Source organism: Streptomyces sp. LS-MS-L19, from assembly GCF_058382285.1.
Genome location: NZ_JBYCLL010000001.1, coordinates 5,452,845 through 5,469,083, shown reverse-complemented (window position 1 = coordinate 5,469,083; position 16,239 = coordinate 5,452,845). Strand labels below are relative to the sequence as shown.

The 16,239-nt window shown below is 71.8% G+C and carries 16 protein-coding genes; 6 read left to right on the top strand and 10 right to left on the bottom strand.

Going from position 1 to position 16,239, the window contains the following annotated elements; translation table 11 throughout:
* Positions 1-765: a TIGR03943 family putative permease subunit gene (locus AC2XR2_RS24530; protein ID WP_491516312.1), complete on the bottom strand. Its 765-nt coding sequence runs from the start codon at positions 763-765 to the stop codon at positions 1-3.
* Complete coding sequence (locus tag AC2XR2_RS24525) at positions 762-1,808, bottom strand: permease (protein ID WP_449348883.1); 1,047 nt, start codon at positions 1,806-1,808, stop codon at positions 762-764. The genes AC2XR2_RS24530 and AC2XR2_RS24525 overlap by 4 nt, the downstream gene beginning before the upstream one ends.
* 219 nt (positions 1,809-2,027) lie before the next feature.
* Here AC2XR2_RS24525 and AC2XR2_RS24520 point away from each other — a divergent pair, with 219 nt between their 5' ends.
* Positions 2,028-3,890: an NAD-binding protein gene (locus AC2XR2_RS24520; RefSeq protein ID WP_491518489.1), complete on the top strand. Its 1,863-nt coding sequence runs from the start codon at positions 2,028-2,030 to the stop codon at positions 3,888-3,890.
* Positions 3,891-4,093: 203 nt separating this feature from the next.
* Here the strand turns inward: AC2XR2_RS24520 and AC2XR2_RS24515 are convergent, their stop codons facing one another.
* On the bottom strand, positions 4,094-5,908 hold the full coding sequence (locus AC2XR2_RS24515) for a S9 family peptidase (protein WP_491516311.1): 1,815 nt from the start codon (positions 5,906-5,908) through the stop codon (positions 4,094-4,096).
* A 152-nt stretch (positions 5,909-6,060) separates the two neighbouring features.
* Here AC2XR2_RS24515 and AC2XR2_RS24510 point away from each other — a divergent pair, with 152 nt between their 5' ends.
* Positions 6,061-6,435, top strand: a complete 375-nt coding sequence (locus AC2XR2_RS24510) for a nuclear transport factor 2 family protein (protein ID WP_330265442.1) — start codon at positions 6,061-6,063, stop codon at positions 6,433-6,435.
* Positions 6,436-6,478: 43 nt separating this feature from the next.
* Entirely contained in the window at positions 6,479-7,324 is an 846-nt protein-coding gene (locus tag AC2XR2_RS24505) for an SURF1 family protein (RefSeq protein WP_491516310.1), read from the top strand.
* A 105-nt stretch (positions 7,325-7,429) separates the two neighbouring features.
* Here AC2XR2_RS24505 and AC2XR2_RS24500 read toward each other — a convergent pair whose 3' ends face one another.
* The 4 genes from AC2XR2_RS24500 to AC2XR2_RS24485 all read right to left on the bottom strand — a co-directional run bounded on the left by AC2XR2_RS24500 (position 7,430) and on the right by AC2XR2_RS24485 (position 11,939).
* Positions 7,430-8,452: a hypothetical protein gene (locus AC2XR2_RS24500; protein ID WP_381299104.1), complete on the bottom strand. Its 1,023-nt coding sequence runs from the start codon at positions 8,450-8,452 to the stop codon at positions 7,430-7,432.
* A gap of 107 nt (positions 8,453-8,559) precedes the next feature.
* Complete coding sequence (locus tag AC2XR2_RS24495; protein ID WP_330265445.1) at positions 8,560-9,216, bottom strand: SigE family RNA polymerase sigma factor; 657 nt, start codon at positions 9,214-9,216, stop codon at positions 8,560-8,562.
* A gap of 396 nt (positions 9,217-9,612) precedes the next feature.
* Positions 9,613-10,665, bottom strand: a complete 1,053-nt coding sequence (locus tag AC2XR2_RS24490; protein ID WP_330265446.1) for an aspartate-semialdehyde dehydrogenase — start codon at positions 10,663-10,665, stop codon at positions 9,613-9,615.
* Positions 10,662-11,939, bottom strand: coding sequence for an aspartate kinase (locus AC2XR2_RS24485; RefSeq protein WP_020134475.1), 1,278 nt, complete (start codon positions 11,937-11,939; stop codon positions 10,662-10,664). Before AC2XR2_RS24485 ends, AC2XR2_RS24490 begins: the two co-directional genes overlap by 4 nt.
* A gap of 215 nt (positions 11,940-12,154) precedes the next feature.
* On the opposite strand from AC2XR2_RS24485, the gene AC2XR2_RS24480 reads away from it, so the two are divergent.
* Both AC2XR2_RS24480 and AC2XR2_RS24475 read left to right on the top strand, forming a co-directional pair.
* A complete protein-coding gene (locus AC2XR2_RS24480; RefSeq protein ID WP_491516309.1) occupies positions 12,155-12,838 on the top strand; it encodes a response regulator transcription factor in 684 nt (227 codons plus the stop codon).
* Positions 12,835-14,175 (top strand): sensor histidine kinase, encoded by a 1,341-nt coding sequence (locus AC2XR2_RS24475; RefSeq protein ID WP_491516308.1) that lies wholly within the window; start codon positions 12,835-12,837, stop codon positions 14,173-14,175. The genes AC2XR2_RS24480 and AC2XR2_RS24475 overlap by 4 nt, the downstream gene beginning before the upstream one ends.
* On the opposite strand, the gene AC2XR2_RS24470 is transcribed toward AC2XR2_RS24475, so the two are convergent.
* Together AC2XR2_RS24470 and AC2XR2_RS24465 are read right to left on the bottom strand one after the other, a co-directional pair.
* Complete coding sequence (locus AC2XR2_RS24470; protein WP_330265450.1) at positions 14,141-14,641, bottom strand: SgcJ/EcaC family oxidoreductase; 501 nt, start codon at positions 14,639-14,641, stop codon at positions 14,141-14,143. The genes AC2XR2_RS24475 and AC2XR2_RS24470 overlap by 35 nt on opposite strands.
* Positions 14,642-14,750: 109 nt before the next feature.
* Complete coding sequence (locus AC2XR2_RS24465) at positions 14,751-14,942, bottom strand: hypothetical protein (protein ID WP_356462351.1); 192 nt, start codon at positions 14,940-14,942, stop codon at positions 14,751-14,753.
* Between the two features lie 116 nt (positions 14,943-15,058).
* Between AC2XR2_RS24465 and AC2XR2_RS24460 the strand changes: the two genes are divergently transcribed.
* Positions 15,059-15,778: a TSUP family transporter gene (locus AC2XR2_RS24460; protein ID WP_381299101.1), complete on the top strand. Its 720-nt coding sequence runs from the start codon at positions 15,059-15,061 to the stop codon at positions 15,776-15,778.
* 27 nt (positions 15,779-15,805) lie between these two features.
* Here AC2XR2_RS24460 and AC2XR2_RS24455 read toward each other — a convergent pair whose 3' ends face one another.
* Entirely contained in the window at positions 15,806-16,222 is a 417-nt protein-coding gene (locus AC2XR2_RS24455; protein WP_330265453.1) for an SsgA family sporulation/cell division regulator, read from the bottom strand.
* Between the last annotated feature and the right edge of the window lie 17 nt (positions 16,223-16,239).

Below are 16,239 nucleotides of genomic sequence, written 5' to 3'. Positions count from 1 at the left end.
TCAGTTGTTCCAGGTCTCGTCGTACGGGTCGGACGGGGTCGGGACCGGCTTCGCGGCGGTGACCCGGAGATACGGGATCGGGCCGCCGTTGACCGTGTCCTTGGTCCGCTTGCCGGTGTAGGTGCCGGTGACCTGGAGCCAGCCGTCCGGCCTGAGGACCGGCGGGACCTGCCCGGTGAGCCCGACCTTGACCGGCTGGGCGTCCGCCGCGCAGCAGTTGAGAGCCATGCGGACCAGGTAGGGGGCGCCGGAGTGGTCCAGGGCGACGAACCCGGTGATGGTGATCTGCCGCCCGGCGAGACCCCGGCCGTGCTCGTAGACCGCCCGGCCCGCGTAGTCGGCCAGGCCCAGACGCAGCGGGCCGCTCGCGGGGAGCTTCTGGTAGCCGTACGCCTGCTGGAGGGCCGTGCCCGTGCGCATCGCGCTGTAGGAGCCGAGCGCGGGCGGGGCGACGAGGATGAGGGCGAAGAGAGGGAGGACGAGGAGCCAGGAGACACGGGGTTCGCGGTGGACGTGGTCCCCCTGATCGTCGTCCTCGTGGTCGTCGTCCTCGTGGGCGTGGTCCTCGGGGGCGGCCGCCCGGCGTTTGTGGCGCCACTCGTACCAGGTCGTCGCCAGCGCCGTCGCGATGAGGACGACACCGGCCGCGAGGACCAGCGGACGCAGCCCCGCCTTGACGTAGCGGAGGTAGAGGTCGGTGAGGCCCGCGTGCAGGAGGGCCGCGCCGAGGACGAACAGGACCGCGGACTGCGCCTGCCGGTTCACAGCATCACCCACCCGGTCAGCACCGACACCACGATCGCCAGGGCGAGGGTGGCGGGGGCGAAGCGCAGGGCGAAGGCGCGGCCGAAGGTGCCGGTCTGCATCGCGAACAGCTTCAGGTCGATCATCGGGCCGACGACCAGGAAGGTCAGCCGCGCGGTCAGCGAGAACTGGGTCAGCGAGGCGGCCACGAAGGCGTCCGCCTCCGAGCAGATCGACAGCACCACGGCGAGCGCGGCCAGGGCCAGCACGGCGATCACCGGGTTCTCCGCCGCCGTACGCAGCCACGTCTGCGGGACCACCGCCTTCAGGGTCGCCGCGGCCATCGCGCCGACGACCAGGAAGCCGCCCGCGTGCATCACGTCGTGCCGCACCGAGCCCCAGAAGGCGGCGCCCTTGCCCTGCCCCTCGTACGCGTGCCGGGTCGGCGGCTTCAGCAGATCGGTGCGGCCGAGGCGCAGCCACAGCCAGCCCATCGCGCAGGCCACCAGCAGGCTCGCGACGAGCCGGGCCACGACCATCTCCGGGTCGCGGGGGAAGGCCACGGCGGTCGCGGTCAGCACGATCGGGTTGATCGCCGGGGCGGAGAGCAGGAAGGCGAGGGCCGCGGCCGGGGTGACACCGCGCCGCACCAGCGCGCCCGCCACCGGCACGGACGCACACTCGCAGCCCGGCAACACCACACCCGCCGCCCCCGCCACCGGCACCGCGAGGACGGGGTTCCTCGGCAGCGCGCGGGCGAAGAACGACGGCGGCACGAACACCGCGATCGCCGCCGACAGCAGCACCCCGAGCACCAGGAAGGGCAGCGCCTGCACGAGCACGGCGACGAACACCGTCATCCAGCTCTGCATCACCGGCGCGCCCAGCGCCGCCCGGATCGGACCCTGGCAGAGCACCACCAGGAGCATCAACAGGGTCAGCGCGAGAGGGGAGTTGAGCCGCCGCGCCTCCGGGTCCGGCGCCGGGGCCGGCGCCTTGGGTGTTGCCGGGCGCCGGTCCTCGCCGGTGTCCCGCGTGGGCGGGGGTGCTTTGGTGACGGCCACGGCCGGGATCCCTCCGGTGGTGAGGTGCTGGTTTCCCTCCTGGTGCGTACGACAGGGAAGGTCCCTTTGCTCAGCGTGCGCGGCGGTTTGGGGAATTCTTGGCAGAGAGGCTCCTCACCTGCCGCACGTGGCACCACCCGTCCCGGTAGGGCAGTCTTCTCCCTCGTGGGGAGCGTTCCGAACCAGGGTCCAGGGCAGCCGGGCGACGCGGCCGCGCACATGGTGGTGTGCGGCGACGACGGACTCGCGCACCGGCTGGCGGCCGAACTCAGAGGGGTCTACGGCGAGCAGGTCACGCTCGTCGTACCGGCCTCCGAACGGTCCGTGCGGCCACCGGTGGTGGTGCGGGCCCGGTCCGCGTCCGCGCTGCTGGACCGGGTGGTGACCGCGGCCGCGGGCCTGACCGGCAACGGCACCGGCGCCGTCACCAGCGCCGGCACCGGCACCGCCGTCGGCGAACCCCCGGGCGGCATACGGCTGATGGAGGCCGCCGAGCCGACCGAGGCCGCGCTCGCCGCGGCGGGCGTGGAACGCGCGGACGCGCTCGCGCTCGTGTACGACGACGACGAGACCAACATCCGCGCCGCCCTCACCGCCCGCCGCCTCAACCCCCGGCTGCGGCTGGTGCTGCGGCTCTACAACCGCCGCCTCGGCCAGCACATCGAGGAACTCCTCGACCAGGCCGCCGTGCTGGCCTCCGGCGGCCCGGCCGACGGGACCGGCTTCGACGCCTCCACCACCGTGCTCTCCGACGCCGACACCGCCGCGCCCGCGCTGGCCGCCACCGCCCTCACCGGCACCAGCAAGGTCCTCCAGACCGGCGGCCTGCTGCTGCGCGCGGTCGAACGGCCGCCCGCCGGGGCCGGGGTGAGCGCCGGTCCCGGCCTCGCCACGCTCGCCCTGCTCTCGCAGACCGACAGCCAGGGGCGCGCCGACGACCAGGGACCGGCACTGCTGCCGGACGCGGCGGCGGTACGGGACGGCGGCGGACGGGCCACCGTCGTGCTGGAGCAGGTCTCGTACGCCGGGCCCGCGCTGCCCGACGGGCGGGGCGTGATGCCCTGGTTCGCCTCGCTGTTCTCGCGCCGGCTGCGGTGGTCGCTGGCCGGAATGGTGGGGTGCGTGGTCGCGCTGGCCGTCGCGCTGTGGCTGGTGACCGGGATCCATCCCCTGCGCGCCTTCTATCTGACCCTCCTCGATCTGTTCGCGATCGACGATCCCGCGATCGGGGAGTCCGTCGGCCGGCAGATCCTGCAACTCCTGTCCGGACTCGCCGGACTGCTCCTCCTCCCGGTGCTCCTCGCCGCGGTCCTCGAGGCGCTCGGCACCTTCCGCACGGTGTCCTCCCTGCGCAAACCGCCCCGTGGCCTCGGCGGACACGTGGTGCTCCTCGGTCTCGGCAAGATCGGCACCCGGGTACTGACGCGGCTGCGGGAGCTGAACATCCCCGTGGTCTGCGTCGAGTCCGACCCCGAGGCCCGGGGACTGGCCACGGCCCGCCGGCTGCGGGTGCCGGTGGTGCTCGGGGACGTCACCCAGGAAGGGGTCCTGGAGGCCGCCAAGATCCACCGCGCGCACGCGCTGCTCGCGGTGACCAGCGCGGACACGACGAACCTGGAGGCCGTGCTGTACGCGCGGGCCGTGCGGCCCGATCTCCGGGTGGTGCTGCGGCTGTACGACGACGACTTCGCGACGGCGGTGTACCGGACCCTGCGGGCGGCCCACCCGGCCGCCTCGACGCGGAGCCGGAGCGTGTCGCATCTCGCGGCCCCCGCGTTCGCCGGGGCGATGATGGGGCGGCAGATCCTGGGGGCGTTCCCGGTCGAGCGGCGGGTGCTGCTGTTCGCGGCGGTGGAGGTGGGCGGGCATCCCCAGCTGGAGGGGAAGACGGTCGGGGAGGCGTTCCGGGCCGGGTCGTGGCGGGTGCTGGCCCGGGAGGAGTCGGGGGACGCGCCCGGGCTGGCGTGGGATCTGCCGGACACGTATGTGCTCCAGCCGTCGGACCGGGTGGTGCTGGCGGCGACTCGGCGGGGGCTGGCGGAGCTGCTGGGGCGGCGGGGCCGGGAGCGGTCGGGAACGTAGGTGTGCGAGAGCGTCGTGCCGGGTCGGGTCGTGGTGCAACTGCGGGCGGGTAGGGGAGGGCCGCGCAGTTCCCCGCGCCCCTCGGGGGGTACCGCTCGGCCGACTTCGACTGCCCCCACTCAGGGGCGCGGGGCTGTGACATGAGCGGCTCCGCCGCGGGGCGCGACCAGCCCCCACGCACCCGCGGACGAAACTCCTCCCCGCTACCCCAAATGCCTCGCCGCGAAGTCCAGTTCCAGCTTCACCTGCTTGATCCGCTCGTCCACCACCAGCGAGCCGTGACCCGCGTCGTACCGGTACACCTCGTGCACCGCACCCCGCGACTCCAGCCGCTTGACGTAGTTGTCGACCTGTCGGATCGGGCACCGGGGGTCGTTGACACCCGCCGAGATGTACACGGGGGCCTTCACCTGGTCGACGTACGTCAAGGGCGACGACGCCTCGAACCGCTCCGGCACCTCCTCCGGCGTGCCGCCCAGCAGCGTCCGGTCCATCGCCTTCAGCGCCTCCATCTCGTCGTGGAACGCCGTGACGTAGTCCGCGACCGGCACCGCCGCGATGCCCAGCGCCCACGCGTCCGGCTGGGTGCCCAGGCCGAGGAGGGTAAGGTACCCGCCCCAGGAGCCGCCCGTGAGAATCAGCCGGTCGGGGTCGGCGAGGCCGGACGTGATCGCCCAGTCCCGCACCGCCGCGATGTCCTCCAGCTCGATGAGGCCGACCCGGTGCTTGAGCGCGTCGGTCCACTCGCGTCCGTAGCCCGTGGAGCCGCGGTAGTTGACCCGCACGACCGCGTACCCGTGGTCCACCCAGGCCGCGGGGCCGGCCGCGAAGGAGTCGCTGTCGTGCCAGGTCGGGCCGCCGTGGATGTCGAAGACCGTCGGCAGCGGTCCCGTCGCCCCCGCGGGCTTCTGCACGAGGGCGTGGATACGGCCGCCCGGGCCCGGTACCCACACGTCCTCCACCGGCACCGAGCCGGGGGACTTCAGGCCGGGCGGGTCGAGCACCACCTCACCCGTCGTCGAGCGCACCGCCGACGGCTCGGCGGCCGAGGACCACAGGTACTCCACGCTGCCGTCAGGACGGGCCGTCGCCCCGGAGACCGAGCCGGGCGGGGTCGGGACCTTCTCGAGCCGGCCGCTCGCCAGGTCGTACCGGAAGAGCTCGCTGCGTGCCTCGAAGCTGTGCACGATGAGCAGACCGGTGCCGTCCGGGTACCACTCGGCGCCCACGTCACCGGGCAGGTCCAGGTCCAGGTCGGTCTCCTCGGAGGTGGCCACGTCCCACACCAGCGGCTCCCAGCGACCGCGCCGCTGGTGTCCGACGAGCAGCCGGGTGTCGCCGACGACCGGCGCGAAGCCCAGGACCTCCAGGCCCAGCTCCTCGGCGCCGCCCTTGGTGTCGTCGAGCTCGGCGACCGCCGTGCCGTCCGGGCGGACCACGCGCAGGGCCGAGTGCATCGCGTCGCCGTGCTCGGTGTGCTCGACGGCGATCAGCGAGCCGTCGTGGGAGAGGTCGCCGACGCCCGCCGACTCGCGGTGCCGGTAGATCTCCACCGGCTCCTCGCCGGTCCGCACGAGATGGATGGAGGTGCCCTCGTCGTCGGTGGAGCGGCCCACGACCGCCGTCCGGCCGTCCCGGCCCAGGGCGAGGCCCGCGGGGTAGGAGGCCTCCAGGCCCGGCGCGGCGGGCTCGTCCGGTCCGCCCTCGAAGGGCTGGCGGCGCCAGACGCCGAACTCGTCGCCGTCCTTGTCGTCGAACCACCAGATCCAGGCGCCGTCCGGGGAGAGCACGCCGTCCGTGGTGCCGTTGGGCCGGTCCGTCACCTGGCGCTGCTCGCCCGTGGCCCTGTCCCAGGCGTACAGCTCGTAGGTCCCGGTGGCGTTGGACACGAACAAGGAACGGTCCGGGGCGTCCTCCGCCCAGTCCGGAAGGGACACCCGGGGCGCCCGGAAGCGCTTCTCCCAGTCCGGCATCTCGTTGATCCGCTCGGCCGCGGCGGACCCGTTGCTCTCAGTCATGACCCCATACTGCCTGCCCTCACAGACAATCCGCAGACGAGGTCCCCAGCCTGTGGAAAACTTCTACCGGCCGCTTACCCGGACCCCTTCCCACCAGGCCCGGAAGCCCGCTCCCGGGTCGATTGTCAGTGGCGGGGTGCAGACTCGTCCGCATGACCGATCTGCGCAAGACCGTGGAGAGTTTCTGGGCCTTCGCCGAGGCCCGCGACTGGAGCGCGTTCGCGGACACCCTCGCCGAGGACGTCGTCTACACCCTGCCGCAGACCCGCGAGCGCGTCAGCGGCCGGGAGCGGTACGTCGAGTTCAACCGGGAGTACCCGGGCGACTGGCACCTGCGGATCGAGCGGATGGTCGCCGAACCGGAGCAGGTGGTCACCTGGGTCCACGTCACGGTGGGGCTGGAGGAGATGTACGGCATCTCGTTCTTCACCGGTGACGGGAGCGGCCGTATATCCGCGGTCACCGACTTCTGGCCGGAGCCGTACGAACCTCCGGCCGGCCGGGACCACCTGACCGAGCGCTACTGACCCCGCGCCCCGGCCGCCCGGGGCGTCCCCGTACCGTGGGGGTGTGTACCGGTTTCTGCTGACGCCCCGCTGGTTCGGCATCAACGTCTTCGTGCTGCTCGCCATCCCGTTCTGCATCTTCATGGGGTCATGGCAGCTGAGCCGGTTCGAGGACCGGATGACGGAGAGCCGCGAGGCCGAGAAGCAGGTCGTCACGGACGTGCGGGAGGCCCCGCGGCCGCTGGCCGAGCTGCTGCCGGTGGACAAGGCGACCTCCGGCAAGCAGGCCACCGCGACCGGCCGGTACGACAAGCAGCTGCTCGTCCCCGACCGGCAGCTGGGCGACCGCGAGGGGTACTACGTCCTGACCCTGCTGCGCACCGACGGCGGCGAGGCCCTGCCCGTGGTGCGCGGCTGGCTGCCGGGCACCCCCGATCCGGCGAAGGTCCCGGCCCCGCCGAAGGGCGAGGTCACCGTCACCGGCGCGCTCCAGGCCTCCGAGACCCCGGGGGACAACGGCGTCAGTGCGCGGGGCGGGCTCCCGGCCGGGCAGACCGCGGCGATCAGCGCGGCCTCACTGATCAACCTCGTGCCCTACGACGTGTACGACGCGTGGGTCACCCTGAACACCGGTGACTCCGGGATGAAGGCCGTACCGGCGACCGCGCCCGCCGACAGCGGGCTGGACCTGAAGGCGTTCCAGAACCTCGGCTACACCGGCGAGTGGTTCGTCTTCGCCGGCTTCGTGGTCTTCATGTGGTTCCGGCTGGTGCGCCGCGAGGTGGAGTTCATCCGGGACGCGGAACTGGGGATCGTCCCGGACGACGACCAGCCGGAACAAGGCCCGCAGAGCCAGGGCCGGCAGGACCGGGGACAGCAGGACCAGCCCCAGGCGAAGACGCCCGCCTGAGCAGCGCCTTCGCCGTCACGCCCGCCGTACCCCGGCGCGCGGCCTCCCGCTCGCCGTCCCGCGCGCCGTCACCGCCACGGTTCCCACGCGATCCCCCGCACGCCGTCACGACGACGTCAGCACACCCGTCCAGTACACGGTCCCCGCGCACGCGTTGGGCACCGTCGTGGACACCGACGGGCCGCCCGCCTGCGCCGTGTTCGTCACCAGGACGCTGCCGTCGGCCGTGCCGTCGGTCATGAGCTGGGTCGAGGTGCCGGTGTCGCCGCCGGTCGAGGAACCCTCGCTGGTGGAGGTGTCCGGGGAGGACGTGGGATCGGGGGTGGGGTCGGTCGAGGGATCCGTGGTGGGGCAGGTCTCGGACGGCACCCAGGCGAACTTCACGTCGTAGGAGGAGCCCGGCTGGAGCAGCAGCTGGGAGACCTCGGCCGCCGGATCGGGCAGCCCGGTCGCCGGGTCGCCGGAGACATGCCGGAGGGCGCCGATCTTGCTCGCGTCGGCCGCGCCCTGCGCGCTCGGGGTCACGATGCCGGGACCGGTGACCGTGCAGGCGGCGGTGGAGCCGTTGGTGACGTGGAAGCTGCCGTAGACCGTGCCGGAGGCGTCGGGCGCGGCGGTGGTCGCGGTGGGCGTGCCCAGCTGCGCGGCCGTACAGACCGGGGTGCTCGCGGCGGACGTGGCGGACGGGTCGGCGCCGCTGCTGGCACCGGAGCTCGCGCCCGCGGTCTTGCCCTTCTCGTCGCCCTTGGTCTCGCCCTTGCCCTTGTCCTCCGTCTTGCCGGCGGAGCCGCCGGAGGTGGACTCGCCGCCCTCCTCCTGCTTGCCCTGGCTCGCGCCGCCCTGCATCTGGGAGGTGTGCCCGGCGTTGGAGGTGTTGGCACTGGTGTCGGTGGAGGAGACGTGCACGACGGCGGGGATGGCAGTGCCGATGAACAGAGCCGCGGCGGCCATGCCCACCAGGGCCTGCCGCTTGCGTGCCCGTCGGGCGGGGACCGCCTTGCGCAGATGCTCCAGGGTGCCGTCGCGCGGCTCCATCTCCTGGACCGCCAGCTGAAGCATCCGTCGCAGTGCCAGCTCGTCCGAGTCGAACTCCCCCGTGGAGCTCAGATCGTCGGGGCCGTGATTCACAGTTCCGTTCCCAGCGTGCGATTGCTTGTGCTCTTGCTTGCCCACCCACGTCGGCTCGTGCCACTCGTAGGGTTCGTGTCGCCGTTCGTCGGAGCCACTCCCGCCGCTCATGCCGGCGCCTCCATGGCGACGCGCAGCGCGGCGATCCCCCGGGAGCCGTACGCCTTGACGGAGCCCAGTGAGATGCCGAGCGTGTCGGCGACCTGGGCCTCGGTCATGTCCGCGAAGTAGCGCAGGACCAGGACCTCGCGCTGGCGGCGCTGAAGCCCCTTCATGGCCTTGATGAGCGAGTCGCGCTCCAGCTGGTCGTAGGCCCCCTCCTCGGCGCTCGCCATGTCGGGCATCGGCTTGGACAGCAGCTTCAGTCCGAGGATGCGCCGGCGCAGGGCCGAGCGGGAGAGGTTGACGACCGTCTGACGCAGGTACGCGAGCGTCTTCTCGGGGTCGCGGACGCGTTTGCGTGCCGAGTGGACGCGGATGAAGGCCTCCTGGACTACGTCCTCGCAGGAGGCGGTGTCGTCGAGCAGGAGGGCGGCGAGACCCAGCAGCGAGCGGTAGTGCGCGCGGTAGGTCTCGGTCAGGTGGTCGACGGTGGTCCCGGCTGCCGCCGCTTCCTCGGCGCCGTCACGCTGACTGGGTATGCGGGTGGGCCGCGCTGCGGGCATGGGCGCGATCACCGGCATGCCACCGGGCGCCCCGGGCCTGCGGGGCCGGAGGACGGCCGCGCCGCTCGGCGCGGCCGGGAAGTCGAGTACCTGAGCCACGCCAGTTGGACACGCTCACCCCCGTGAGGGTTGTACGCCGCTGTCCGTCTTCTCTCAGGCAGCACAACTGACCGTGCGTCAAACGCGCTCATGCCTACCCGCTCTTCCCCTGTGTCCTGAATGACCGAGGCGTCCCCACGCCTCGTACCGCATCCCCACGCCCCCCTGAAAGGGCGTTCGCAAAGACGCTCCCCGCCCTCCGCGCGGTTGCGGAGAGCGGGGAGGAAAATCTTCGGACGCCGAAGCGCCGGGATCAAGTGGTACGGACCATTACCCGCACCACATGTCGCCCATAGATCCTACAAAGCGTTCCGGCCATGGCCAGGACTTTTTGCGTAGGCACAACTGCGTAGGCGGGACCCGGTGCGGCGGAAGCGGCCGTGCGCCGGACGATCGTCACCCGAACTCGGCCGCCACCAGCTCCGCGATCTGGGCGGTGTTGAGGGCGGCGCCCTTGCGCAGGTTGTCCCCGCACACGAAGAGTTCGAGCGCCGTGGGGTCGTCGAGGGCGCGCCGGACCCGGCCGACCCAGGTGGGGTCGGTGCCCACGACATCGGCGGGGGTGGGGAACTCCCCGGCCTCCGGGTCGTCGAAGAGGACGACCCCGGGTGCGGTCGCGAGGATCTCGCGCGCCTTGCGGACGGTGACCTCGCCCTCGAAGCGGGCGTGGACGGTGAGGGAGTGCACGGTGACGACCGGGACCCGCACACAGGTCACGGCGACCGGCAGCGCGGGCAGTCCGAGGATCTTGCGGGTCTCGTCCCGCACCTTCATCTCCTCCGAGGACCAGCCGTCCTCGCGCAGCGACCCGGCCCACGGTACGACGTTCAGCGCGACCGGCTCCGGGAACGGCCCGGTGTTGTCGCCGACGGCCCTCCGCACATCGCCGGGGTGGGTGCCGAGCTCGGTGCCGGCGACCAGGGACAGCTGCTGGCGCAGGGTGTCCACGCCGGCCCGCCCGGCCCCGCTGACCGCCTGGTAGCTGGACACCACCAGCTCCCGCAGCCCGAACTCGGCGTGCAGCGCGCCCAGGGCCACGATCATGGACAGGGTCGTGCAGTTGGGGTTGGCGATGATCCCGCGTGGCCGCATCCGGGCCGCGTGCGGATTGACCTCGGGGACGACGAGGGGCACGTCGGAGTCCATCCGGAACGCGCCGGAGTTGTCCACCACGACGGCACCGCGCGCGGCGGCGACCGGCGCCCACTGGGCGGCCACCTCGTCGGGTACGTCGAACATGGCGACGTCGACCCCGTCGAAGGCCTCCTCCGACAGGGCCACCACCTCGACCTGCTCCCCCCGCACGGCCAGCTTGCGGCCGGCCGAGCGGGGAGAGGCGATGAGTCGGATCTCGCCCCAGATGTCCGCGTGCTGGGACAGGATCTGGAGCATGACGGTGCCGACGGCCCCGGTCGCCCCCACGACCGCGAGCGTCGGACGTGCGGTCATCGGCCGGTGCCGCCGTAGACCACGGCCTCGTCGCTGTCGGAGTCGAGGCCGAAGGCGCTGTGGACGGCGCGGACGGCTTCGTTGACGTCGTCGGCGCGGGTGACGACCGAGATGCGGATCTCGGAGGTCGAGATCAGCTCGATGTTCACGCCCGCGTCGGACAGGGCGGTGAAGAAGTCCGCCGTGACGCCCGGGTTGGTCTTCATGCCCGCGCCGACCAGGGAGATCTTGCCGATCTGGTCGTCGTAGCGCAGCGAGTCGAAGCCGATGCCGGACTTGTTCTTCTCCAGGGCGTCGATGGCCTTGCGGCCCTCGGCCTTGGGGAGGGTGAAGGAGATGTCCGTCAGCCCGGTGGAGGCGGCGGAGACGTTCTGCACGATCATGTCGATGTTGATCTCGGCGTCCGCGATCGTACGGAAGATCACCGCGGCCTCACCCGGCTTGTCCGGCACGCCGACGACCGTGATCTTGGCCTCGGAGGTGTCGTGCGCGACACCGGAGATGATGGCCTGCTCCACCTGCTTGTCCCCTTGCTCGATCGGCTCACTGCTGACCCAGGTGCCCTGCAGCCCGCTGAAGCTGGACCGGACGTGGATCGGGATGTTGTAGCGGCGCGCGTACTCCACGCAGCGGTGGAGCAGCACCTTCGAACCGGAGGCGGCGAGCTCCAGCATGTCCTCGAAGGAGATCCAGTCGATCTTCTTCGCCTTCTTCACCACGCGCGGGTCGGCGGTGAACACGCCGTCCACGTCGGTGTAGATCTCGCAGACCTCGGCGTCGAGGGCGGCGGCCAGCGCGACGGCGGTGGTGTCGGAACCGCCGCGGCCGAGCGTGGTGATGTCCTTCTTGTCCTGGCTGACGCCCTGGAAGCCGGCGACGATGGCGATGTTGCCCTTGTCGAGGGACTCCCGGATACGGCCCGGCGTGACGTCGATGATCCGGGCTTTGTTGTGGACCGAGTCGGTGATGACGCCTGCCTGGCTGCCGGTGAAGGACTGGGCCTCGTGGCCCAGGTTTTTGATCGCCATGGCCAGCAGTGCCATGGAGATCCGCTCTCCGGCGGTCAGCAGCATGTCGAACTCACGCCCGGCAGGCATCGGCGATACCTGCTCGGCGAGATCGATCAGCTCGTCCGTCGTGTCGCCCATCGCGGAAACGACGACGACGACCTGGTGGCCGTTCTTCTTCGCTTCGACGATTCGCTTGGCGACGCGCTTGATGCCCTCGGCATCGGCTACGGAGGAGCCTCCGTACTTCTGCACGACAAGGCCCACGTGCGCTCCTCGCTCAGTCCGTTTGTGTCGGCTCAGTTTAACGAGCGTCCGGTTTCCACCTCTGCGGTATCGCATCGTGAGATTCGGACGCCCAGGTCAGCGCATGCCCAATTCGGGACCTGGGGAAAAGTGCACCGCGTCACACACCCCTGTACACACCGATGTGAGGCCCAGGTGACAGCTGTGAATTAAGTTTCAAGGATTAGGGTGCGGCTGTGCGCGTACTTCTGGTGGAAGACGATGAGCCGGTCGCCCAGTCCCTCAGGCGCGGCCTGATCCGGTACGGGTTCGAGGTCGAGTGGGTCTCCACCGGCGCCGCCGCGCTGAACCACACCGGGCCCTACGACGTCGTACTCCTGGACCTCGGGCTGCCGGACACCGACGGTCTCGACGTGTGCAGGGCGCTGCGGGAGCGCGGTGACGTGCCGATCATCGTGATCAGCGCACGCAGCGACGAGACGGACCGGGTGGTCGGGCTCGAGCTCGGCGCCGACGACTACGTGTCCAAGCCGTTCGGGGTCCGAGAGGTCATCGCGCGGATACGGGCCGTGATGCGGCGCGCCCAGCCCCGTCCCAGCGCCGAGAACGGCCCCGACCGGTACGGCTCCCGCCTCACCGTGGACCGCAAGGCCGCCCGGGTGCGCCTGGACGGCGAGGAGGTGGCCCTCGCGCCCAAGGAGTACGACCTGCTGGCCTTCCTCACCGAGGAGCCGGGCGCGCTGATGTCGCGCGAGCAGATCATGGAGGCGGTCTGGGACGCCAACTGGTTCGGGCCGACCAAGACGCTGGACGTGCACGTGGCGGCGCTGCGGCGCAAGCTCGCCGGTGCGATCACCATCGAGGCGGTGCGGGGCGTCGGCTTCCGCCTGGAGATCGTCAAGGACGACGGGGCTTCATGAACCGGCAGCTCATCCGGAGCTACATCCTGCTGGTCGCGGTGGCGATCTTCCTGTTCACGGTCCCGGTGGCGTTCACGCTCACCGATCAACTGCGGGACGACACCCGGCAGTCGGTGCTGCGCGAGGCCAACACCATGGCGCTGCTGCTGGGCAACGGCGACAGGGCCTCGTGCGAGGCGCTGGCCAAGGTCGCCACGGCGTACGGCGACGTGGAGGCGACGCCCACCGCCGCCTGCGACCCGGGGCTGGACCGGCCCACCGGGGACGCGGCGCTGACCCGGGCCGTGCAGCGGAACCAGCCGACGACCGACTGGGGTTCCGACTTCGTGTGGGGCGAGAACCTGACGGTCACCGTCCCCGCCAAAGGTGACGCGGCCGTACGGATCGTGTACTCGACCTCCGACATGACCAAGCGGCTCTGGCAGATCTGGGGCTTCCGGGCCGCCCTCGCCGTGCTCGTCCTCGGTGCGGCCGCGGCGATCGGCGCCTTCGCCGCCCGCCGCATCACCGCGCCGCTGCGGGAACTGAACTCCATGGCCAGCAAGTTCAGCGACGGCGACCTGACCGCCCGCTCCCCCGTGACGGGCCCGCCGGAGACGCAGACCCTCGCCCGCACCCTGAACCAGGGCGCCGAACGTCTCGACACCCTGGTCGCCTCGCAGCGCATCTTCGTGGCCGACGCCTCCCATCAACTCCGCACCCCGCTCACCGCGTTGCGGCTGTCGCTGGACAACATCGCGGACGGCGTGGACGACGAGTTCGTGCGCGAGGACGTGGAGCAGGCGACGGCGGAGGTGGTCCGCATGAGCCGCCTGGTCAACGGCCTGCTGGTGCTGGCGCGGGCCGAGGCGAAGGTGACCGCGGCCGAGCCGCTCGCCCTGAGGGACATCGTGGACGAACGGCTGACGGTGTGGAGGCCGGCCGCCGACGAGCGCGGAGTCACCATCGCGCTCAGGGGGAGTGTTGTCGACGACCGGCCGTCTGTGCTGGCCAGCCCCGGTCACCTGGACCAGGTGCTGGACAACGTGCTCTCGAACGCCCTGGAGGTCTCGCCGGACGGCGGGCGGATCACCGTCGAGGTGGAGTCCCGGGCGGACACGGTGGTGCTGTCGGTGCTGGACGAGGGACCGGGCATGTCGGACGCCGAGAAGTCCCGTGCCTTCGACCGCTTCTGGCGCGGCCAGGGCCTGACCGGGCGCTCCGGCTCCGGCCTCGGTCTCGCCGTCGTCAAGCAGTTGGTGACCGACGACGGCGGGACCGTGACGCTGGCGGACGCGCCGGGGGGCGGGCTGACGGTGGAGATCAGCCTTCGGGCATCGCCGAGGAGTGGTGGTTGACGATCTTCCACTGACCGTTCCGCTTCTCGTACTCGTACGTGTAGCGGGCCTCGACGACCCGCTTGGCGCCGGTCTTCGGGTCGGTGAGGGTGAACTCGTAGACGCCGGTGTCGATCGCGGAGTTGGTGTCGAGGACGTTGACGATCGTCCGGACCTTCTTGCCGACCGGCTTGTTCTGCAGGAAGTGCTCGAAGTAGTCGACGATCTCGGCGTGGTTGGTTCTGACCTTGTTGGAGACGGTGGGCAGCAGCACCGCGTCCTTCGCGTACAGGTCGGCGACCTTGTGGGCGTCACCGGTCTGCAGGGCCGCGTTCCAGGTGGTGAACAGGCCCGCGATCTCCTTCTTGGTGGGCTTCTTCGGGCTGTCCGTCCCGGCGGTGGCGGCGACGGTGCCGACGGTTCCCACGGCCACGATCGCGGTGGCGGTGACGATGGCTGCGCGCTTGGTTATGGAACGACGGGTCATCGCTGTCTCCAGTGCGGTGAGGTGCTGCTGTGAACTGACTCCAGCCTCTCTTCGCACCGGTTAGGGCCCATGCAGCCGAGATACAGGGCGGAGACAACACACGCCCAATTCACGCCCCGTGAGCGCCCGGTCGCTGTCCGCGCAGCAGGGAGACGCCGGCGCCGAGCGACACCACGCCCATCCCGACGGCGGTCATGATGCCCTGCGCCCCGTCCACGACGAAGGGCGCGGCCACCGCGACGACGAGGTTGAAGAGGAAGAGGAACCACAGGACGGGGGTGGAGGAGAGCAGCGACTTCATGGTCTTTCCTTCGGTACGGGGTGGTTGACCTGGCGAGATCAACGATCCCGTGCCCCGGGGACGGTCACGAGGGGGTGCGCTCCCGAACCCGGGGTGTAGTGCGGTACACCTTGGCCGTGATCGCAGACGTGCTGCTGGCGGGCATCGTGCTGCTCGGCTCGTCCGTGCAGTGGCTCACCGGCATGGGTTTCGCGCTGGTCGCCGTGCCCGCGCTGGTCCTGCTGCTCGGGCCGACCGAGGGAGTCGTGCTGGCCAACTGCGCGGCCGGGGCGATCTGTTGCGCGGGGCTCGCGGGAGGGTGGCGGCTGGTCCGGCCGCGGGCGATGGTCCCGCTGTGCGCGGCGGCGGCCTGCACGGTACCGGCGGGCACCTGGCTGACCCGGCAACTCCCGGAGCCCTGGCTGCTGTTGGTCATGGGCGGCCTGGTGACGGTGGCCGTCCTGCTGGTGCTGCGCGGCTTCGCGGTGCCGGCTCTGCGCGGCACCCGGGGAGCGGTGGCCGCGGGTGCGGTGGGCGGCTTCATGAACTCCGCGGCCGGGGTGGGCGGCCCGCCGTTCTCCCTCTACGCCGTCAACGCGGGCTGGCCGGTACGGGAGTTCGTCCCGAACGCGATGTTCTACGGCGTGCTCGTGAACGCGGTCTCGGTGGCGTCGAACGGGATCCCCGCGTTGGACCGGGTGCAGTGGGTGCTGGTGGTCGCGGCGATGGCCGCGGGCGGCCTGATCGGCAGGACCCTCGCGCCCCGGATACCGGAGAACCGGGCCCGCCTGCTCGTCCTGCTGCTGGCCCTGACCGGCGGCGTCACGGCGGTGACCAAGGGCCTGTGGGGACTGTGACCGGCACGCACGCGGCACGCACCCGCCTCACACCCGCCCCCCGAACAACTCCACCAGCCCGTGGTCCAGTTCGGCGCCCACGGTCTCCTCGTCCGGGGCGACGACCGTGTACGTGCGGGCCAGGAAGCGCAGCAGGTCGGCGGTGGTGAAGCGGAGCCGGGCCAGGCCCTGCGGGGCGCGGAACTCGACGTACGTGTGGGTCGAACCGGCCGGGCGGACGCGGACGTTGCCGATCCCGGCGGCCGTCCGCAGCCCCTCCCCCAGCAGCACCCGCGCGAAGGTCCACGTGGTCACCTCGCCGTCGGCCGTGACATGGGGCGGGAAGTCGAGGTGCACGGCCAACGGGTCCGCGGAGGTGTGGCGCAGGGTCACGGGGATCGCGAGCTCCTGGTCCGCGGCCGTGATCAGACGGGCGCCGGTCGGCTGCTGGAGGGTGACGTGCATGAGGGGCTCCGATTCGG

Coding starts and splice junctions, on each gene's coding strand:
- AC2XR2_RS24520 (WP_491518489.1), top strand. CDS start 2,028: ATGGTGGTGTGCGGCGACGACGGACTCGCGCACCGGCTGGCGGCCGAA.
- AC2XR2_RS24515 (WP_491516311.1), bottom strand. CDS start 5,908: ATGACTGAGAGCAACGGGTCCGCCGCGGCCGAGCGGATCAACGAGATG.
- AC2XR2_RS24510 (WP_330265442.1), top strand. CDS start 6,061: ATGACCGATCTGCGCAAGACCGTGGAGAGTTTCTGGGCCTTCGCCGAG.
- AC2XR2_RS24490 (WP_330265446.1), bottom strand. CDS start 10,665: ATGACCGCACGTCCGACGCTCGCGGTCGTGGGGGCGACCGGGGCCGTC.
- AC2XR2_RS24475 (WP_491516308.1), top strand. CDS start 12,835: ATGAACCGGCAGCTCATCCGGAGCTACATCCTGCTGGTCGCGGTGGCG.
- AC2XR2_RS24470 (WP_330265450.1), bottom strand. CDS start 14,641: ATGACCCGTCGTTCCATAACCAAGCGCGCAGCCATCGTCACCGCCACC.
- AC2XR2_RS24465 (WP_356462351.1), bottom strand. CDS start 14,942: ATGAAGTCGCTGCTCTCCTCCACCCCCGTCCTGTGGTTCCTCTTCCTC.
- AC2XR2_RS24455 (WP_330265453.1), bottom strand. CDS start 16,222: ATGCACGTCACCCTCCAGCAGCCGACCGGCGCCCGTCTGATCACGGCC.